Origin of the sequence: Pullulanibacillus pueri (genome assembly GCF_014639255.1) — a bacterium.
In the GTDB taxonomy this organism is placed as follows: Bacteria; Bacillota; Bacilli; order Bacillales; family Sporolactobacillaceae; genus Pullulanibacillus; species Pullulanibacillus pueri.
The window spans coordinates 65,317-84,585 of record NZ_BMFV01000012.1 but is presented as its reverse complement, the minus strand read 5'-3'; the positions used below and the strand labels follow the sequence as shown (position 1 = coordinate 84,585).

Sequence of the window (19,269 nt, the reverse complement as noted above, 5' to 3'; positions counted from 1 at the left end):
TAGAAAAGGGTATCACTTAGCGGGGCCACTGAAAAACATGAATGTGATATTTAAATGCAGAAATATACTCGCTTTCCGCGGGCGATCCGCGAGTCTCCTCGGGGCCAGATAGGGTGTGTTTGGTCGGGTCTCTCCTGGCTCTTTGTTCCCGCAGGAGTCTCGCATATTTCTGCAATTCTATTCTTGATTTGACTTTTTCAGTGACTTCCACTGAGCCAACCCTTTTTTAAAAATACACGTCAGGAGTCTATCAGTGCAAAAAAGGGGCTCATTAAGCATGGTTAATAGTGGAACTTCTATTAAAATGGTTGATCGCTGATACCATCAGTGTAGACATTCATATATTAATACTGGTAGAACAATTTTTGATTAAGAAAGGATGACATAAATGGCTGATCAAACATTGCGTAGAGCTTTGTTAATGAACCTACTCAATCAGTTAAATCAACAACAACAATCAGGGCTAAACCTAGATTTGAGTTTTCTTTTAGATGGCAGTTTAAATCTATCAAGGTCGGGTTCTACAACGCCGACACCGACACCTACAACACCAACTTCTATAAGTGAGCTATTAGAAAGTTTAGTAGGTCAACAGGTTCAGCTGACAACGCCATTCGATACAATTACTGGAACCTTAATTGCCGTTAGAAGTGATTATGTTGTAGTTGTGGAAAATTCTGGGGATCAAGTCCTTGTGAAATTAGATAAAATCGAACTTGTTACAGAGACTCAATAAAGGAGGTCACTTGTCACATGTTTAGTACTACGTTTATTGAAGAACTTCAAAGCCGAATCGGTGAAAGGGCAGAGGTTGCTACAGACAATAACTTAGTTCAAGGCATTTTAGTTAATGTTACCAATAGCTTAGCATTAGTGGTAGAAACATCTGGTTACGGCACCAATGATCGAGTGTTTATTGGTGTAGATGCCATCAACTTTGTTAGATTTCTTGCTTAATTAAGGCTCTTTAAGTAATCACTCCATTTGGAGTGATTACTTTTTGTAATACTCTCTTTATGTTCTCTGACATTATAAACAGTAAAAGGTTCATATTTTAAAGAAGCGTAAGCTATTAATGCCTTTAAAACACTCACATCCTCAAATAAGCGTCCGTCCTGAAAGTCAATAACGGGAAAGCCTTGGATTGCTTTTAAGGCAGATGTCCGGTATATGCGAGGCCCCAAAGGAAAGCGATAAGTCATTAAGGCTTTTTCATTGCCAACATGTTGGCCTTTTTTTATGCCTTTATATTGGATCTTTTTATCTGATGTCTCTCGCCAATATCTAAGATCCCCATACAGGACAGCGCAATTTTTAGGGAATCGCTGAAGTCGTTGACTTATGGAGGCGATCGCATTTGGATCAAGCCAATCATCAGCGTCTAATTCTAAAATAAAGTCAGTTGTCACATGCGGTAAGAGTTGATTTAGTGCCCTCGCTTTTCCTCCATTTTTAGTTTGAAAATAGTGTATGTGGCCTGCCTGCTCCCATTTTTTTAACTTAGAAGCCGTCGTATCCGTCGATCCATCATCAATCACTAAAATGTTTGCAGCCCGCCTTGTTTGGTGCAAGCAAGAAAATAAGGCTGTTTCAATATAAGCTGCCATATTATAAGTGGGCATGAGGATCGTTAGGTTGGGGGGTGTGTGAACCCCTTGTTCAGTGAAGTCGAGCTTGTTGAGATAGAGTTGTTTTTGATAGGCATCAGCATTTTTGGTCTTTCTATATTGACGGATGCAGCCATCGTCAAGCTGTAACATTTTTTCCTTCTTGAGTGTGTTGAGCCAAATCGAATAGATTGCTTCGGAAAACGGCACTTGTGTAGCGTTTAAAAAAGGGTGTTTCTTTAAAAGAGAGCTTTTAATCAGGCAAGGTCTTTGGTTGGTTATATTTTGTATAGTATAGGGTGCGGTTAACACATCAGCATCTCGCTTTATTGCGGCAGTTAATGTCTGAGGATCATTAATGTAATCCTCATTATATAAAAATAAAACAAAATCTGTGTTTATGTTTGTGATCAATTGATTTAATGTCATTCCAATATCATTGTGTACAATAAGCTTTTCTTGTAAAGGGAGGGAAGAGAGCTTAAAGGATGAAAGTAGAGGTTTGTTGCTTAAAGCCGTTATTTTTGAGACATAGGGAATGTGTTGCACGCTAACAATCGCCTTTTCAAGAGAAACCCTGTTATTATAATCGAGTAGAACCACATGAATCGTCTTCATTTCGCGTCACCTCCACTCTACATATATATCGTGGGAGTAAATAATGTATGCGCTGAAAGCTTGTTTATAGGCGTCTTTATTGTATATCTTTTCATTTTAAAAGGACTTATTAAAAAAACCAAGTGCTGAAGTCGCACTTGGTTTTCATCATTTACTTTAAAATTTTCACTTTTACTTTTTTACGGCCCCAGTCTTCAGCTTTTTTCTGAGAGGGAACAAAGACATCAATCTTTTTACCCTTCATAGCACCACCGGTATCTCCAGCAACCGCTGTGCCATAACCTTCAACATCAACCTTGGATCCTAAAGGAATGACTTTGGGATCAACCGAAATGACTTTCAAATCAGGATTCTTTTTCAGGTTGATGCCTGTGGCGGTAATCCCGCTACAGCCTTCACAGTTGGCGGTATACGCTGTTGCTGTGACTGTGAGTTCTTTTGTGCTCGTAACTTTTGCGGCAGCTTTCGCTTCCGCAACAGCTAATTTTTGTTTTGGAAAAATAATATCTGAATGTAGGTGATTCCAATTTTTGAGTTGGTTGACGGAGAGGTGATGCTGTTGGGCAATGTCCCAAAGCGTGTCGCCGCTCTTAACCGTATATGTAGTTGAGCTTGCTGAGGCGGCACTTGAAATGCCAATACTTAAGCAAATCACTGTACTCATAGATAGGATAAACTTTTTCAAATTAGTGGCTCCTTTTCTTCTGAAGTTAATATCACTTTAACACGCGAATGTAACACCGCGATTGCAGGCTTGTACAAATTCTTTTACAACTTCTTTACTCATCATGTCATTTAAAGGTCACTTTAGAAAACTGGGCTTTTCGCCAAGCCTTAATGCGATAAGCCAAAGTTGCACTTATAAGGTCTTCCATTAAGTTATAAATTCTGACGTTATTAGAAAACTGGGCTTTTGGCCAAGCCTTAATGCGATAAGCCTAAGTTGCACTTATAAGGTCTTCCGTTAAGTTATAAATTCTGACGTTATAAGAAAAACCATCATAAACGCCATAGGGATGAATACACTCATGTTTGATTGTATTGATAGGATAAAAAGGGAGGGTGAAGCATGAGTTTTGAGTCCTTTGATGCGCCAGTAGATGCGAAAAAGCTAAAGCAATTTCAGCGTAAAGTGTCGTTTGTTTCTGCTGGTGGAACATTCCTTGATGGGTTTGATTTGACGATTATTGCAGTAGCTATGCCACTGATCTTAAAGCAATGGCATGTCAGTGCGGGTGAACAGAGTGTGATTGTGGCAGCCGCTATCATTGGTTCACTAATTGGAGCATCGTGGTTAGGAAACCTTACGGACACATTTGGAAGAAAAGCGATGTATATCATTGATTTAGTGGCGTTTGTTCTTTTTGCTGCACTTTCCGCCTTTTCACAGAATGTAGTCGAACTGATCCTTTTTCGTTTTCTATTGGGTGTAGGGATAGGTGCAGATTATCCTATTTCTGCGACGCTCGTATCCGAATTTAGTTCAACAAAGACTAGGGGTAAATCAGGGACTTTTCTGGGCATGATGTGGTTTGTCGGCGCGGTTGTTGCCTATATCACAGGCATCGTGTTATTACAATTGGGTGACAATGCTTGGCGATACATGATATTGGTCGGCGCGATTTTTGCTATTATTATTTTCATTTTCAGGCTTGGTCTTCCAGAATCTCCAAGGTGGCTCGTTTCAAAGGGCCGGGAAAAAGAAGCAGAAGCCATTATGCTTTCCTTGACTGGACGCAAGACGGTTTTAACGGCTCAAACTGAAAAGAAAGTGCGATTGCGCATGCTCTTTTCCCACCAACTTCTTAAACGGACCTTCTTTGTTTGTGGTTTCTGGTTTTGTTATGCCATTGCCTATTATGGCATTTCAATGTATACGCCGACATTACTTTCAGCCTTTACAGAAGGTTCACTCAATCAAACGTATGTGGCTTCAGCCATTGTGAGTGTACTGGGATTGATTGGAGCGCTTATTGGCACTCAACTGGTTGATATCTGGGGACGAAGACCTTTAATTATCACTTCATTTGCGGGGTTAACCTTGGGCTTACTCATCCTAGCCATCATGCCACACCCTACGGTAGCCTTTCTCGTCATCCTATTTAGTGCCGCTGTTTTATTCGCAAATATGGGGGGAGGTATTCTTAATTTTGTGTATCCAACAGAATTATTTCCAACAAGTATTAGAGCAGGTGCTGCAGGGTTTGCGACTTCGATTAGCCGCATTGGTTCCATCTTAGGGACATTAGTATTTCCCAATTTCGTAGCCTGGTGGGGGAATAGTGCCGCTCTTTGGTTTTTTACAGCCATTGGTTTGTGTGGCTTACTGATCTCTGTTTCACTTGCACTTGAGACGAAAGGGGCTAGACTGGAAGACTTAAATCAATAATCGAGCGTATTTCATGCTTTTTAAAATGTGTGACCTTCATAATGAGAACTTTAAAAGGGGAACGCCGATTAATCAGGTGTTTCCCTTTTTAAAATATAAAATGTATACGTTTATTCGTGAAGTCACACTTGCCTTGTTCTGGAAGGAGCCCTAGCCTCTTCTGCTTCAGAACGCTCGCTTTCCTCATGCCCACACGATGTGGGTAGGGTCGGCGTTCGACGCACAGGAAGTGCTAGCTTCGGCGGTGTCACACGGACGTGACGGTCTTAGGCGAAGTTCCTTAATGACGTGACGTTTTTAGCCGATCGTCCTTAGTGGCCTCAGCTAATTTTGGAATGGTTAATCTGTGTGTTCCAAAATATTTAAACCACAAATCCCCTGTTCCTGCGTCTACTAGATAGACTTCGGAGTAAGCTTCCTCGGAACAACTCGACGTTTATTCGTGAAGTAACGCTCGTTGCTGTTCCCGAAGGAGCCAGAGCGTCTTCCGCTCCAATCCACTTGATACTGACGAAGCATTTTGGTAATAACTTTTTAATGCCCAACTGAATGAGAACCAGGCATGTTTTACGCCTGGTTTTTCTAATAGATTAAAGGAATATTTGCAAATGATGGAGAAAGTATACCTATAAAATAATTTTAAAATTGAGGGAATAACATGCTAATAAGAGAAATACAACCAGAAGATGCGGCTTGTTTCACGAATTTGGTTCAACAAGTTGAAGCTGAAAGTGAATTTATGCTTATGGAAGCAGGCGAAAGAAAAACCTCCTTTGAAAAGCAAAGGCAACAGTTAGAACGCTTGAGCCAGCAAGAGAACTCCACAATCTTTGTCGCAGAAGACGATGATGGCCAGTTAGTAGGTTATTTAATCGTTATTGGTGGAAACGTCAAAAGAAAGAAGCACTCTGCTTATTTGGTCATTGGAATTTTACAAAATTATAGAGGGCAAGGCATCGGTACAGCATTATTTCAAACACTTGATAAGTGGGGTAAGGCGCATCATCTCTCCCGATTAGAGCTGAGCGTAGTGACTCAAAATGTAGCAGGTATTGCTTTGTATAAGAAAAGGGGTTTCGACATAGAGGGGACAAAAAGACAGTCACTTGTCATCGATGGCACCTTTTACGATGAATATTATATGGCAAAATTATTATGATATTTCTCACTAGATATTGGCTAATGTAGACACTAGGATTATAGTTAGCCAGATTAAGGGTTATAAAATAAAAAACACGAGTAAAAGGTGAAAACAGATGGAAATCAGACGATTAAATGGACTAGATGCAGAGATGTACCTAAAGTTACGACTTGAAGCCTTACAAACGAATCCTGAAGCTTTTGCTTCCAGCTATGAAGAAGAAAAGGAATATTCAATTGACATATTTGAAAACAGATTAAATAGCCTCTATTCCTATACTTTTGGTGCTTTCGACAATGGAAGTCTTATTGGTAGTGTGAGTTTGGTCAGGGAGCAAAAAAATAAAATGAAACATAGGGCGACGATTTATGCCATGTATGTCACACCAGAAAAACGTGGGAAGACCATCGCCAAAAAATTAATGATGACAGTGTTGGAACAGGTGAAAGACATAGAAGGTGTAGAACAGATCTATTTATCTGTAATGGCCACCAATACGCCAGCAAAAACACTTTATAATGCCTTTGGTTTTAACACCTATGGCATGGATAAAAAAGCGTTAAAAGTGAATGGAACTTACTATGATGAAGAGCTCATGGTCCGGTATGTTTAGGGGAGAATGAAAGAACAGAATGAATTTCACATTCAAGATAATGATTTTTTGACTCATCCCCCTTGACCGCTTGATGGGTTTTCTATAAACTGAGTAAAAATAATCAATAAATTAATGAATGCGGGGGATTTTGATGATAAGCAAACGACAAATAGCAGCTGGACCAAGATCATTTGATTTTCTCCCATACGTTCATCATAAAGGACTGAAGATATTTTATTTATCTTTAGTTCTTTTTTTATAACGTCAAAATGCATAACTTGGCGGAAGACCTTATAAGTGCAACTTAGACTTGGCGAAAAGCCAAGTTTTCTAATGACATTTTTCTGGAGGGATACAGGATATGAATAAGTATAAGCGGGTATTAGTGAAGCTAAGTGGTGGCGCACTGGCGGATAACAACGGGAATAGCTTTGGTACCTTGAATTTAGAGCATATCGCGAATGAAATCTTAACCCTTGTCAATGACGGAGTAGAGGTCGCTATTGTTGTCGGAGGAGGAAATATTTTCAGAGGAAGTTTAGCGGAGGCTTGGGGCATTGATAGAGTGGAAGCTGATAATATTGGAACATTAGGAACCATTATCAATAGTTTGATGTTAAGAGGGGTACTCAAAAGTAAGACCGATCACGATGTTAGGGTCATGTCATCCATTCCCATTCCGGCTGTTGCAGAGCCCTATATCCGTTTACGAGCGGTTCATCATTTGGAGAAGGGGTACATTGTTATTTTTGGAGGTGGCAATGGCCAGCCTTTCGTCACTACAGATTATCCGAGTGTCCAAAGAGCAGTCGAAACCATGAGTGACGCCATTTTAGTGGCTAAACAAGGGGTCGATGGGGTCTACACCAGTGATCCTAAGCATGATCCAGAGGCAAAAATGTATCGTCGGCTTTATTACAATGACGTTATTACCAATAACATAAAAGTCATGGATCAATCGGCCCTCTTGCTTGCACGAGATTATCAAATGCCTGTACATCTGTTCAATTTTGATGAGAGTGGGACCATGGGCAGGATCTGTAAGGGAGAGCATCGAGGGACTTTGATCAGCCATGAGGATACGGAGATATTATAGATCTATAGAAATATAGAGTTTATTAAATGAATCTATGAAAAAATTAATATTGCTCTGATAATATTGTTGGTAAGCATCTATTTGAATTTAAGAGGTGAGACAGTGATTTCCTATAGTATTCCAAGTTCATTTAATATGAAACGAGCATTATTTATCCAACCTCATCCTGATGATAATGAAATAGGCGCCGGTGCAACCATCGCAAAGCTTATAGCTGATGGTATAGAGGTGCATTATCTTACAGTCACAAATGGAGAGTCTGGTAGCTACAATGTTACATTATCGACACAGGAAATTATAGAAATTAGACGTAAGGAACAGTTAAAAGCTGGCCATCTTCTTGGAGTAAAACAGTTTCATTGGCTGAATTTTCTTGACGGTCACTTATTTGATACAGAAGATTTGCGTGCGCAAATGATGAAAGTCGTTCGTCAAGTGAATCCTGATATTATTTTTACCGTCGACCCATGGCTTCCTTATGAAGCCCATATCGATCATAGTGTCACAGGGAGAGTAGCATCATTTGTTGCTCGAACATGTGGCAATCCACATTTTTATCCTGAACAGTTAACCGAAGGAGAGCGGCCAGAACTCAAGGCGATTGCCTACTATACGACGCATCGCCCTAATACATATATTAATGTCGATGATTTTTGGGAATTGAAACTTAGTGCAATCCAAGCCCATAATAGCCAGTTTTCTGGAGATCATCTCGATTTTTTGAAGGCATATTTCACTCAGAAGGCAATACAAATGGCAGCGAAGGCTCCGTCCCCATGTCAATTTGCCGAGGGCTTCAAGATTTTGTCGCCTTTAATGCTACACAGTAATGTTGATGCACTTAATATGTAAGGTTGTTCTGTTGTGAAACTGTGTTTTATGAATGACTCACACTAGGAGGATGGCTTTTGGGAGAGAAAATAAAAATATTGCTCGTTGGAACGCTTCATATGAATCAGTATGGAGATATCATTCAAAAGAAACAGGCTGAAATTAAACAGGTTGTTCATTGCTTATCTCAATTCAAGCCGACTAAAATTGCCGTTGAATGGTTAAAAGAAGATAGAGAGACACTCATTAATGATTTTAATCACTATTTAGAGCATGGAAACTTGACCAATGATGAAATTCAGCAAATCGCCTTTCGGTTAGCAAAGGCACTCAATCATAGCACACTTTATCCGGTTAATGATGAGGGGAAATTAACAGAAGCAGATGTCACCACTCTTTTTAGTGAAGCTGAAAAAAATGATCCCGACTCTTATCAGTTATTACTCGATTTTATAAAACAACAACTTGAACCTAGTGAAGCGATTTCCATCATGGATGTGTATAAACAGATCAATGATGGTGAGCAGATCAAAAGGCTTCGTCAGCTTTATCTCTCTTTTACAACCGTGAAGCGAGGAGACAAACGGCTTGGAATAGACTTCTTAACGAAATGGCAAGAAAGAGAGCTGGGCATTTTCGCCAATCTCCTTCAGATATCCAATCGTAAGGAGGATAGAATTTTATTCCTTATAGGCAGTGACCATCTCTGGACTTTAAAGTATTTATTAGAAGGTGTTGGATTATTTGAGATTGAAGAGGTAAATGATTATCTAAGTTAGGGTGCAGAAGTATAGATACAATAACAAAATGTGTGTCATGAATTTTTAATAAGATAATTCACAAATTCCCTTGTTTTTCTGCATGGAACAATGGCCATACTTGGAAATACATAGGAAGAGAACATTGTCATTTTAACAACATACTAAGGGGCTTTACGATGAATGTGAGTATTGAAATCACCTATAAAACGAAAAAAGGTTTGGAAGCAGTATTTCATTCTGAAGAAATGCCAGCTGAGAAGGCACTTTTGTTTGCCGAAGATCTTGAAAAAACCGGTCGGGTCAAAACAATCGTTTTTACTGATCATCGTGACAGTACTTGGAATATGAAGGAATTAAAGAAATTTATGCAGGGGATTCAGACAGAACCGCATAATGTCACGGTCTATTTTGATGGTGGATTTGATGTAGATACCAAAACATCAGGCCTTGGTTGTGCAATTTATTATGAACAGAACGGGAAATTCTATCGTAGGCGTAAAAACAGGTTAGTGAATAACCTCGATACAAATAATGAGGCTGAATACGCGGCCCTTTATCTTGCCTTACAAGAGATTGAAAATTTAGGGGTTCACCATCTCCCAGTAAAAATAATGGGGGATTCTCAGGTGGTTATTAATCAACTCACTGGCGAATGGCCCTGTTTTGAAGTAGAGTTGAATAAATGGGCAGATAGGATTGAGGAGAAACTCGAACATCTTGGAATCACGTCTGAATATGAGCTTGTGCCAAGGAAAAACAATCAAGAAGCTGATCATTTAGCCTCGCAAGCTTTAAAGGACATTGACATCTCCAGCACGCTTGAAATTGAACGTTAACTTTGAAGAGTAAGCTTTGATGGAAAGAGGTGTGTGTATGGCTCTTCAGCTAGAGAGTGTAAAACTCACCCTAGAAGCAAGTTTTCTTCCCGTCAATTACATGCATCCTGAAGGCATCTGGATTCATGAATACCAACAACTCTGCGTAAGTCCTCGTCAGGAGTTCATAGATTTTTCCTATATATTACGACAATTAATGTTTAGAGGGTAACCTATGAAAGATGGGAGTTTTCCCATCTTTTTGTTTTTAAGACCATTGGGACTTGAATTATGATAGATGTCCATGTTACGGTTAGTCAAGCATCCTTTAAAGGAGATGAAGCAATTTGAAAAAATGGACGCTCACATTAGCAGCCTTACTGCTATCTTTAAGCCTAACAGCATGCGAGAGTAGTGGTGATAATGCCTCGCAATCATCTGATCAAGAAAAACAAGCATCACAAACGGAAAGTGACACTAATACAGAAAATCAAGATGAATCTCAGAAACAAATGCAAGAACAAATCCAAAAAGGTTTGTTAGATGAAGGGAAAACGGTGGCCATCATCAATGGGACAACAATTAAAGGCAAGGATTATAATATTACTTATCAATCTTTAGCAGCGCAATTGTATGCCTCCCTTTTGCAACAAGGGCAAAGTACCACCGGCGATCAGGTCTCTGAACAAGTGAAACAACAAACACTTAACACCATTGTCGGGCAAACGTTAATTTTACAAGATGCCAAAGCAAAAGGTTATAAAGCCACTGCTGATCAGATAAAAAGTCAATATGATAAAATGGTTGACCAATACGGCAGTGAAGATAAATTTAAGGCTGCGTTAAAAAAAGAAAATTTAACACTTGATGAAATGAAGGAGAATATTTCACAACAGCTCGTGTTTGACAAATATGTGGATAAAGAAGTCGGTTCAGAGGCTGTCTCGGATAAAGAAATCCAACAGTTTTACGACCAATATAGTAAAACGCAAAAAGACGCTCCTGAGCTCAAAGATATAAAATCACAAATCAAAGAGCAATTAGAGCAACAAAAGCAAAATGAAGACTTATCAAAAATTGTAGATAAATTGAAAAAGAGCGGTAAGGTAGACATAAAGATATAGTTCGATGAAAGAAATGGCCTCATCAATGTTGGTGAGGTCTTTTCATGTACGGTCATTTAAACCAATGGGGAGAATGGTGTTCTTAGACTAAAAAACTCCTTGGTTTCCATGCTATCCTCTTCAATCAGAAGTTTTTGTTAAGCAAGCATTATTATTAAAAGGCTATGGAACGCACTTCTCTAATTTCAAAAAATAGTATAGGTCGAAACCTATTGACTCTTACTTGTACCTTGTGGAGTACAGATCTACTTTTGACTGATAAGCTTTACAGAGACAGTATGGACTTAACAAAGATGACAGATGTTGCTCTCGGCTTTGTTTTTATATTGAAAATGTCACAATAGGGCTTGACGAAGGTGTCAAACCCTAATTGCTTTATTTAAAACACTTTTATTTTTTTGCTGATCTTGTTGCATTCTTAGAAGAGCCAGAAAGCTCAGATGCTAATTCTTCAACGTATTGTTTTTCTTGGCTATCTTTTGCTTGGGCTTTAGCCGCGTTGACACCATGTTGAACGATATCGTTTTTATCCTTTGCCATGGCGATCTCACCTCCATTTCACTGCTTTAGTATGTCTCTATCCCTGTCAATTATTTACGTTTTCTGTATGGTTTTAGAAGATGTTGAATTTGCGAAAGCTAAAGTTGCGCTTGTAAGGTCTTCCACTAAGCTATACATCTGACGCTATGAAAAAAGTGTGTTACATTTAATGGGAAGAAAAGATTCCCGAAAGTGAAAGAAGTCTTGTTAAGAAGCTCTTTTTTTAAAACAAATAACTGAATGTTCACAAAGGAGTCAATATGTTCAAACGTAAATATGGTGATCGACCTGATTGGACGCGGATTGTGAAAAGAGATTATGCACAGACTTTTCTTCATACACAAGAATTTCAAGGCCATATAACACTCATCAAAGTCGTTAAGGTAACAGAACCGTTATTTGTAATGTATGGCCATAAGAGGGTCTGTATTGTGGATGACGGTTATCTTTGGCTCCAACACTTTCCTTTTGGAAAACATTATTCAATGACAACAATGTTTGATGCATGTGGAGATATCGTGCAATGGTATATCGATATTTGTTATGAGAATGGTGTCGAAAATCAGATCCCGTGGATGGATGATTTGTATTTAGATATTGTTGTTTTGCCATCTGGAGAGAGTTACTTGCTTGATGAGGATGAACTTGAAGAAGCTTATCATGAGGGAAGCATTGATTTTGCACTATTTGATTTAGCCAGGCAAGAAGCTTTTCGCCTTCAACAACTCATCAAAGCCGATAAATTTGAATTGTTAAGCTTGGCTAAGAAACATAAAAAGCTTTTATTGGAAGAAAATGAAGGTTAACCATCCGAAGAACAGAAATGCTGGACGATCGGGACTTTCAGGCCAAACAAACGGCCTACTCAGGATCAGGACGATTTTGAGAGGCCTTTTTTGTAACCAGAATTACAATTTTTTGAAACCCTTATAAGTGCAACTTGGGCTAAGCCATTAAGGCTTGGCAATAACCTTAGTGAGTGAGTGTGAAAGTAAGAACAACAGGCTGTGCTTAGCGCAGTGGTGAAGCATAAGCCGAGTTTTCTATTATATTCATTCATTGACCAATTTGGAAAGTTTCTTAACTGCTGAGTTGAGAGCATTCACTTCTTCAGTTGTCATTCCGGTTGAATCCATTAAGGATTGGGGAATGCAGAGTGCTTTTTCTTGTAAGGATTTCCCTTCGTCCGTGATCTTGACGATAATAACTCGCTCATCTTTTGTATCACGACTTCGTTTAAGAAGTCCAGCAGCTTCCATTCGTTTAAGCATCGGCGTGAGGGTCCCTGAATCAAGCTCCAACAACTCCCCGAGTTGTTTTACCGTACTTTGTTCATATTCCCATAGAACGACAAGAACCAAGTATTGCGGGTAGGTTAATTTTAGTTCATCTAAATAGGGGCGATATAAGCGTAGTATAGCTCTTGAACAGGCATAAATGGAAAAACACAAGTGATCATTTAATGTTAAAAAATTTTGCTCTTGTTCCAAGGTTCATCTTCCTTTAATAAAATTGTTCGCAACTTAATTTTAAAAAATTATACCGTGCTTAAGGGGGGAGTCAAGAGTGAACGCCTTAACAGAAACAAAAGCTGTTAAAGGGCGATCTGTTAATCAATACTTGGTTAACACAATAGATTTCTTAATAAAGTAGAGCCGATTCATCAGCTTCTTCTCTCAAGGAAGTCACTTAATGAAGTCACTTAATTGATTTTGAATTTTATGATAAAATTGAAATAAAAACGAGGAAGGGAAAGCGACAACGTGACAATAAAAAACGTTTCCATCATTGGGCTCGGCGCCTTGGGTGTCATGTACGGACAATATTTATCGAAGAAACTTCCAAAACAGAACTTAAGCATCATTGCAGATCAACAGCGGATTGAAAACTATCAAAACCAGGGCATTTATTGTAATGGGGAGCGTTGTGAGTTTCACTATGTCACACCTGAAGAAGTTGTAAGACCGGCCGATCTGGTTATTTTCACTGTGAAATTCAATGGTTTGAGAGAAGCGATAGAAGCTGTCCGTCATCATGTTGGTGAGCAGACCATCCTAATATCAGCCTTGAACGGGATTTCTAGTGAAGGCATTATCGGAGAAACATATGGCCTTGATAAGGTATTATATTGTGTTGCCCAAGGTATGGACGCTGTGAAAGTGGGAAACAAGCTTTCCTATGATCATATGGGTTTGCTTTGTTTTGGTGAACGACAACCTGGTGTGATCTCTAAAAAGATGAAGCGATTGGCCGCTTTTTTTGATGAAGTAGAGCTTCCTTATGAAATCGAATCTGACATGTTTAAAAGGCAATGGGGGAAATTCATGCTCAATGTTGGTGTGAATCAGACGGTTGCTGTACATAGAGGAAATTATGGTGACATTCAGAAAGAAGGTCCTGCTAGAGAAATGATGATTGCTGCGATGCGAGATGTCATCGCGTTATCGGAGCAAGAAGGTGTGAATTTGACAGAGGAAGATCTAACATACTGGCTTAGCGTTTTAAACACACTGAGTCCAGAAGGGAAACCCTCAATGGCTCAAGATGTTGAAGCGAGGCGCTATAGTGAAGTTGATTTATTTTCTGGAACTGTCATAACCTTGGGGGAGAAGTATGGTCTCCCGACACCTATTAATCATGAACTTTACGATCGGATAAAATTGATGGAAAGTGATTACGAAGTGTCAATGAACCACTAAGCAGAAACAAGCTATCTTAGTTCTTTTCTGATCTTGTGAAAAATGATCACCAAAAGAGGAATAGTTTGGAAGGAAATGAACGCAGAAGCTTGAACATCCTTTAGCCGCTAAGTCATCAATAAATCTCATAATAAAGGGGAGGCTATGACCATGAGAATTCTCATCGCCCAACCGAAACGTGAACAAGAATTAGAACAGTTAGAACATGAAATACTCCACCATCCCGACACGGATATCATCGTATTTCCAGAAGGCTATTTTAAAGAAGAAAAGCGAGAAAGAATCTGCAGTCTGGCGCATCAGTATAATCTTTATGTGGTCGCGGGTTACAAGGATCATAACGATAAGGATCGAGCTTTTATTGTTAATAGAGCCGGTGAATTGATTTTAGAGAGGGCCAAAACACCCGAAAAGGAGCGACTCTATTCTCCTTCTAAAGTTGTTGATCGTGATGTGAAAATTGCTTATCTACTCTGTCGTGAGGTTTTCCTTGGATTAGAAGGATTGGATCAAGCCCAATCGGTTGATTTGATTTTTAATCCTATTGGTGTTGGTATGTTTAGTGAGGAGCAGTTTTCAGATTGGACGAATGAGGCGAAACAAATCGCGATAACTCAAAAAGCCTTGGTGATTGGCGTCAGTCACGCCGATGGCTCCTATCGAAATTGTGGCTATTCAATACCGATTGCCTATTGTTTTGATGAAAAAGGTGAAGAAGTCTTTAGTGCTAAAAATGATACGCGTACAAGGATTCTAGATACTGAAACAAGAAAGACATGGATACTTGATCATTCGCTCATATAGAGGTAAGCCGTTAACTCTAACGAGGGAAGTTTCGCGTAACATTTTTTATTGGTGCATCAAGATGTGTATGATTTCATTCGATAGGAGGAAGGCGTTTCACCGACATATTTTTTGAAGACGCGGTAGAAATGAGGGGTACTATAAAAGCCACTTTCTTCAGCAATAACCGCCACATTGTCATCTGTTGAAAGAAGTAGCTCCTTGGCTTTGATTACTTTTTTAGTGGTCATATAGTCCGTGACGTTCATCCCGGTCGTTTGTTTAAATACTCGACTAAAATGTTCTGGACTGACACAGGCTTCTTTAGCGAGTTCAGACAGTGTCAAGTTTTCAATGAGATGTATTTCAATATATTTTAAGATATCTCTCATCCACTTTGGTCCCTTATCAACAGTTGGTAGGGGTTCTTTATGTATTTCTGCAACCATGCGGTTGAGACTCAATAAAAAGAGATGAAGCAAATGGATGCAGGCTGACTGATACGCAATGGATTGGTGAGAAAGTTCATGGTAAAGCCTGTCAAACAGTGATTCGATATGATGCTGCTGTTCGTTTCCGAGAGAGAGCTTGTAGTCATTTAATTGCTTACCTTTATCAAAAACATGCATATATGAAAAGGATTTACCCATCAATTCTCGATAAATCATGGTATCATCAAAAAAGAGAGCAGTAGAAGTTAACGGACGCGAGTGATCCGGCAACGTATGATGGATCGTGCCACTTGGAATGATAAAAATATCACCGGGATACATGTCATAAAACAGATTATTGATAAAAAAAGTGCCGTATCCGTCGTAGACATAGACAATTTCATACCATTCATGGAAATGGTCAGGGAGTTCATTTTGAGGTCCCTTTGTGCTACGATAGGTGAGCTCCAAAGGAAAGGGTGCATCCTCATCGAATGGGCGTTTATAAGCTTTCATGTGGTTCCCCCCCTTATTTTATTGTTATCGCTTTCATTATATCAATAAACAGTACAATTTTGCAATGATTCGCAATTTTACTTGTGCAAGTTGCTAGTATAATGATCAGTAATTACAAGAGTAATAGAAAGGATGGGAGTCTTGAAACTTCAATACAGTAGACCAGCATCTCAATGGACTGAGGCGCTTCCCATAGGGAATGGTCGTCTCGGGGCAATGGTTTTTGGTGACGTCAATCAGGAACATCTCCAACTGAATGAAGATACTTTATGGTCAGGATATCCAAAAGACTGGAATAATCCACAGACGAAAGAAGTTTTACCGAAAATTCGTCATCTGTTGCAAGAAGGCAAGTATATGGAGGCCGATCACCTTTGTCGAGAAATGATGGGACCATATACCCAATCCTATCTACCGCTCGGAGATTTATTTTTATCTTTTGAACATGGGGGAGGAACGGTCGATACTTATTTAAGGTATCTTGATTTAGAAAATGGCATCGTGGGAACAGAATATGAGATGGCTGGAGTAAAGTATAAGCGAGAAGTGTTTGCTTCTTACCCTAATCAAGTCATCGTTATTCGCCTCGAGTGCGATCGTCCCAAACAGTTGAATGTTCGTGTAGCTTTTGACAGCCTACTTCAACATAAAAAGACTAGAGATAAAGGTCAGCTCATTTTGAAAGGGATAGCGCCAGAGCATGTTGATCCACAGTATCATAGCTCAGATCAGCCTATTATTTATGGAGAGTGGGAAACAACAAAGGCGATGCGATTCGAAGGGCGCCTGGCCGTTCAGCTTGAAGGTGGGCAACTTGAATGGCTTTCTCCAGAAGAGCTGTCTATCCGTGATGCGAGTTTAATAACGTTATATTTTAATGCGGCGACAGGTTTTAAGGGATTTGATTGTTTACCGAGTAAAACAGAGGATGAGGTTAGCTTACTCGCTTCACAGCCTCTTGAGAAAGTGATGCACTATACTTATGAGGAACTCCGAAACAGTCATATAGAAGATTACCAGGCACTTTTTAATCGGGTAAAACTTCATTTAGGAGACCGTCAAGCACCTGAAGACTTGTCTACAGACCGGCATATTGTCAAGTTTGGCGGGGCTGATCCAAGTCTTATTGAACTCTTGTTTCAATATGGTCGCTATTTGATGATCGCGAGTTCTCGGTCAAATACACAGCCCGCGAATCTTCAGGGCATATGGAATATGGAACTGCAACCGCCATGGAGTAGTAACTGGACATTGAATATTAATGCTGAAATGAATTATTGGCCTGCGGAAACATGTAACTTAGCAGAATGTCATGAGCCGCTTTTAAACTTTATTGAACATTTAGCAGTAAATGGTGCAGTCACTGCCAAGGTCAATTACGGTGTCCGTGGTTGGACAGCACATCATAATTCGGACCTTTGGGCACAAACGGCACCAGTAGGTGATTACGGTAAAGGTGATCCTGTTTGGGCTATTTGGCCAATGGGAGGGGCATGGCTTTCCCAGCATTTATGGGAGCATTATACGTTTGCTCAAGATACTCATTTCTTACGAGAAACAGCCTACCCCATTATGAAGCAAGCAGCACTTTTTTGTTTGGACTGGTTAGTGGAAGACCATGAGGGGTATAAGGTAACAATGCCTTCGACGTCACCAGAAAATAAATTCATCATTGAACAAGGGACGACGGGAGTTAGTGTTGCAAGCACAATGGATCTATCTTTGATTTGGGATATATTCACCAATTGTATTGAGGCTGCGACTATTTTACAGATCGATGAAGCATGGAGCCAAAAGCTTAGTGACACTCGAGAACAACTCTTCCCCATGCAAATCGGCCAACAAGGTCAGCTACAAGAATGGTTCCAAGACTTTCAAGAAGAAGATCGTCATCATCGTCATGTGTCTCATCTTTTTGGCGTTTATCCTGGGAGACAGCTTACTAAGTATAAGAATCAAAAATTCTTTAATGCTGCGAAAAAATCACTTGAACGACGTGGAGATGGTGGAACAGGATGGAGCCTTGGCTGGAAAGTCGCTTTATGGGCACGCTTCGGAGATGGAAATCGCTCGCTGAAGCTACTATCTAATCTCCTACAACTCATACAAGATGATAAAGAGAATTATCATAAAGGAGGAGTTTATGCGAATTTGTTTGATGCCCATCCCCCGTTTCAAATTGACGGTAATTTTGGAGTAACTGCCGGGATTGCAGAACTGTTAGTGCAGTCACACGATGGCTATTTGCACCTCCTGCCAGCACTTCCAGATGCCTGGCCGGAAGGTTATGTAAAAGGATTGAGAGCTAGAGGTGGATTTGAGGTTAATATAGAATGGAAAAATGGAAAGCTGATTCAAGCCGAGATTCTTTCCCATGCTGGGGAACGCTGTCGCATAAAATCTGAAATTCCACTGGTAATCAAAGAGTTTAACAGTGAAGGCATTATCCCTACCTATACAACGGATAATGGCTGTTTAGAATTTGTAACCATAAGAGAAGGACGTTATCAATTGGAGGCCATGAATAGTGCTCATATCTCTCTGTAAGATTTTTTGGGATTGCGTTATATGTGTCTAAAACTGTTATAACTATACTTGAAATTGCAGTCAATTCCCCATTTAGCAGACTCTAAATGGGGGTTCTTTTTATCAGCAAAGCGAAAAAGAGAGTGCATGTATTTAGAGAAAACAGTAGCACTACAAACAAACGAAGCTTTAATTTTCTTTGTGATCTCCATCTAAAAATTGCTATGACCAAGAGTTAACGATTGTTCTGAAAACATCAATAAAAGATATATTTATGATATAAAAAGCCATTTCTATTTATAGAACTGATTATTATAATGATTATGAACTTTGAAAGAGGAGGTGACTCAATGTTACGCGGGATTTCAAGACTCATTAGTCCGTCATTGATAAAAGTGTTAATGGAAATGGGACATGGAGATGAAATCGTATTTGCTGATGGGAATTTTCCCGCAGCTAGCCATGCAGAGCGTCTCGTATCATGTGACGGTCATCAAATTTCAGACCTCCTTGAAGCGATCTTGCCTTTATTCCCATTAGATGAATATGTATCACATCCTGCTACGCTGATGAAGGTTGTTGAAGGTGACACTGTAAGAACACCGATTTGGAATCACTATCAAAATTTGCTCCAGAAATATACGGAAGTAGTTGAACCTTTTGATTACGTGGAACGCTTTGCTTTTTATGAGCGAGCAAAAAAGGCATATGCAATCGTTGCAACAGGCGAAAATGCCCTTTATGCGAATATTATTCTAAGAAAAGGCATCATCTCACCACCACTTAAAGAATGAGGG

General features: G+C 39.6%; 21 protein-coding genes. 16 read left to right on the top strand and 5 right to left on the bottom strand.

The features are described from left to right. Nucleotides 1-421: 421 nt before the first annotated feature. Both IEV91_RS09530 and IEV91_RS09525 read left to right on the top strand, forming a co-directional pair. Nucleotides 422-736 carry a DUF2642 domain-containing protein gene (locus IEV91_RS09530; RefSeq protein WP_188497196.1) on the top strand — a complete coding sequence of 105 codons (315 nt, stop codon included), beginning with the start codon at nt 422-424 and terminating at the stop codon, nt 734-736. Nucleotides 737-753: 17 nt separating this feature from the next. Beyond that, nucleotides 754-957, top strand: coding sequence for a hypothetical protein (locus IEV91_RS09525; RefSeq protein WP_188497195.1), 204 nt, complete (start codon nt 754-756; stop codon nt 955-957). Here IEV91_RS09525 and IEV91_RS09520 read toward each other — a convergent pair. Continuing rightward, a complete protein-coding gene (locus IEV91_RS09520; RefSeq protein WP_188497194.1) occupies nt 954-2,225 on the bottom strand; it encodes a glycosyltransferase family 2 protein in 1,272 nt (423 codons plus the stop codon). The two genes, IEV91_RS09525 and IEV91_RS09520, sit on opposite strands and share 4 nt — an antisense overlap. Before the next feature lie 151 nt (nt 2,226-2,376). Continuing rightward, nucleotides 2,377-2,910 carry a 3D domain-containing protein gene (locus IEV91_RS09515; protein WP_229745505.1) on the bottom strand — a complete coding sequence of 178 codons (534 nt, stop codon included), beginning with the start codon at nt 2,908-2,910 and terminating at the stop codon, nt 2,377-2,379. Nucleotides 2,911-3,294: 384 nt separating this feature from the next. On the opposite strand from IEV91_RS09515, the gene IEV91_RS09510 reads away from it, so the two are divergent. From IEV91_RS09510 to IEV91_RS09470, 9 genes are all read left to right on the top strand, one after another. Continuing rightward, nucleotides 3,295-4,614, top strand: a complete 1,320-nt coding sequence (locus IEV91_RS09510; protein WP_188497193.1) for an MFS transporter — start codon at nt 3,295-3,297, stop codon at nt 4,612-4,614. Between the two features lie 658 nt (nt 4,615-5,272). Continuing rightward, nucleotides 5,273-5,773, top strand: coding sequence for a GNAT family N-acetyltransferase (locus IEV91_RS09505; RefSeq protein ID WP_188497192.1), 501 nt, complete (start codon nt 5,273-5,275; stop codon nt 5,771-5,773). A 97-nt stretch (nt 5,774-5,870) separates the two neighbouring features. Further along, a complete protein-coding gene (locus tag IEV91_RS09500; protein WP_188497191.1) occupies nt 5,871-6,368 on the top strand; it encodes a GNAT family N-acetyltransferase in 498 nt (165 codons plus the stop codon). 343 nt (nt 6,369-6,711) lie between these two features. Then, entirely contained in the window at nt 6,712-7,446 is a 735-nt protein-coding gene (gene pyrH, locus IEV91_RS09495) for a UMP kinase (RefSeq protein ID WP_188497190.1), read from the top strand. Nucleotides 7,447-7,548: 102 nt separating this feature from the next. Next, nucleotides 7,549-8,298, top strand: a complete 750-nt coding sequence (locus tag IEV91_RS09490; protein ID WP_188497189.1) for a PIG-L deacetylase family protein — start codon at nt 7,549-7,551, stop codon at nt 8,296-8,298. A gap of 56 nt (nt 8,299-8,354) precedes the next feature. Then, nucleotides 8,355-9,056, top strand: a complete 702-nt coding sequence (locus IEV91_RS09485; RefSeq protein ID WP_188497188.1) for a DUF5694 domain-containing protein — start codon at nt 8,355-8,357, stop codon at nt 9,054-9,056. A 158-nt stretch (nt 9,057-9,214) separates the two neighbouring features. Beyond that, complete coding sequence (locus IEV91_RS09480; protein ID WP_188497187.1) at nt 9,215-9,874, top strand: ribonuclease H family protein; 660 nt, start codon at nt 9,215-9,217, stop codon at nt 9,872-9,874. A 37-nt stretch (nt 9,875-9,911) separates the two neighbouring features. Next, complete coding sequence (locus tag IEV91_RS09475; protein WP_188497186.1) at nt 9,912-10,085, top strand: hypothetical protein; 174 nt, start codon at nt 9,912-9,914, stop codon at nt 10,083-10,085. Between the two features lie 115 nt (nt 10,086-10,200). Further along, entirely contained in the window at nt 10,201-10,977 is a 777-nt protein-coding gene (locus IEV91_RS09470) for a SurA N-terminal domain-containing protein (protein WP_188497185.1), read from the top strand. Nucleotides 10,978-11,367: 390 nt separating this feature from the next. Here IEV91_RS09470 and IEV91_RS09465 read toward each other — a convergent pair whose 3' ends face one another. Beyond that, nucleotides 11,368-11,517, bottom strand: coding sequence for a hypothetical protein (locus tag IEV91_RS09465; protein WP_188497184.1), 150 nt, complete (start codon nt 11,515-11,517; stop codon nt 11,368-11,370). Nucleotides 11,518-11,777: 260 nt separating this feature from the next. Here IEV91_RS09465 and IEV91_RS09460 point away from each other — a divergent pair, with 260 nt between their 5' ends. Continuing rightward, nucleotides 11,778-12,323, top strand: a complete 546-nt coding sequence (locus IEV91_RS09460; RefSeq protein WP_188497183.1) for a ribonuclease FAU-1 family protein — start codon at nt 11,778-11,780, stop codon at nt 12,321-12,323. A gap of 246 nt (nt 12,324-12,569) precedes the next feature. On the opposite strand, the gene IEV91_RS09455 is transcribed toward IEV91_RS09460, so the two are convergent. Next, nucleotides 12,570-13,007 (bottom strand): MarR family winged helix-turn-helix transcriptional regulator, encoded by a 438-nt coding sequence (locus IEV91_RS09455; RefSeq protein ID WP_188497182.1) that lies wholly within the window; start codon nt 13,005-13,007, stop codon nt 12,570-12,572. A gap of 273 nt (nt 13,008-13,280) precedes the next feature. On the opposite strand from IEV91_RS09455, the gene IEV91_RS09450 reads away from it, so the two are divergent. Beyond that, the gene (locus IEV91_RS09450) at nt 13,281-14,216 is read left to right on the top strand and encodes a ketopantoate reductase family protein (protein ID WP_188497181.1); all 936 of its coding nucleotides are present in this window, start codon (nt 13,281-13,283) and stop codon (nt 14,214-14,216) included. 150 nt (nt 14,217-14,366) lie between these two features. After that, nucleotides 14,367-15,020: a carbon-nitrogen hydrolase family protein gene (locus IEV91_RS09445; RefSeq protein WP_188497180.1), complete on the top strand. Its 654-nt coding sequence runs from the start codon at nt 14,367-14,369 to the stop codon at nt 15,018-15,020. Between the two features lie 56 nt (nt 15,021-15,076). On the opposite strand, the gene IEV91_RS09440 is transcribed toward IEV91_RS09445, so the two are convergent. Beyond that, complete coding sequence (locus tag IEV91_RS09440) at nt 15,077-15,946, bottom strand: helix-turn-helix domain-containing protein (protein ID WP_188497179.1); 870 nt, start codon at nt 15,944-15,946, stop codon at nt 15,077-15,079. Between the two features lie 132 nt (nt 15,947-16,078). Between IEV91_RS09440 and IEV91_RS09435 the strand changes: the two genes are divergently transcribed. Beyond that, nucleotides 16,079-18,493, top strand: coding sequence for a glycoside hydrolase family 95 protein (locus tag IEV91_RS09435; protein WP_420850723.1), 2,415 nt, complete (start codon nt 16,079-16,081; stop codon nt 18,491-18,493). A gap of 329 nt (nt 18,494-18,822) precedes the next feature. Next, nucleotides 18,823-19,266: an L-fucose mutarotase gene (gene fucU / locus IEV91_RS09430; RefSeq protein ID WP_188497177.1), complete on the top strand. Its 444-nt coding sequence runs from the start codon at nt 18,823-18,825 to the stop codon at nt 19,264-19,266. Nucleotides 19,267-19,269: the final 3 nt, after the last annotated feature.

Excerpts from the sequence above, each read along its gene's own strand:
- IEV91_RS09530 (WP_188497196.1), top strand. The coding sequence starts at position 422 with ATGAACCTACTCAATCAGTTAAATCAACAACAACAATCAGGGCTAAAC.
- IEV91_RS09525 (WP_188497195.1), top strand. The coding sequence starts at position 754 with ATGTTTAGTACTACGTTTATTGAAGAACTTCAAAGCCGAATCGGTGAA.
- IEV91_RS09520 (WP_188497194.1), bottom strand. The coding sequence starts at position 2,225 with ATGAAGACGATTCATGTGGTTCTACTCGATTATAATAACAGGGTTTCT.
- IEV91_RS09510 (WP_188497193.1), top strand. The coding sequence starts at position 3,295 with ATGAGTTTTGAGTCCTTTGATGCGCCAGTAGATGCGAAAAAGCTAAAG.
- IEV91_RS09505 (WP_188497192.1), top strand. The coding sequence starts at position 5,273 with ATGCTAATAAGAGAAATACAACCAGAAGATGCGGCTTGTTTCACGAAT.
- IEV91_RS09500 (WP_188497191.1), top strand. The coding sequence starts at position 5,871 with ATGGAAATCAGACGATTAAATGGACTAGATGCAGAGATGTACCTAAAG.
- pyrH (WP_188497190.1), top strand. The coding sequence starts at position 6,712 with ATGAATAAGTATAAGCGGGTATTAGTGAAGCTAAGTGGTGGCGCACTG.
- IEV91_RS09480 (WP_188497187.1), top strand. The coding sequence starts at position 9,215 with ATGAATGTGAGTATTGAAATCACCTATAAAACGAAAAAAGGTTTGGAA.
- IEV91_RS09475 (WP_188497186.1), top strand. The coding sequence starts at position 9,912 with ATGGCTCTTCAGCTAGAGAGTGTAAAACTCACCCTAGAAGCAAGTTTT.
- IEV91_RS09465 (WP_188497184.1), bottom strand. The coding sequence starts at position 11,517 with ATGGCAAAGGATAAAAACGATATCGTTCAACATGGTGTCAACGCGGCT.
- IEV91_RS09460 (WP_188497183.1), top strand. The coding sequence starts at position 11,778 with ATGTTCAAACGTAAATATGGTGATCGACCTGATTGGACGCGGATTGTG.
- IEV91_RS09445 (WP_188497180.1), top strand. The coding sequence starts at position 14,367 with ATGAGAATTCTCATCGCCCAACCGAAACGTGAACAAGAATTAGAACAG.
- IEV91_RS09440 (WP_188497179.1), bottom strand. The coding sequence starts at position 15,946 with ATGAAAGCTTATAAACGCCCATTCGATGAGGATGCACCCTTTCCTTTG.
- IEV91_RS09435 (WP_420850723.1), top strand. The coding sequence starts at position 16,079 with ATGGGAGTCTTGAAACTTCAATACAGTAGACCAGCATCTCAATGGACT.
- fucU (WP_188497177.1), top strand. The coding sequence starts at position 18,823 with ATGTTACGCGGGATTTCAAGACTCATTAGTCCGTCATTGATAAAAGTG.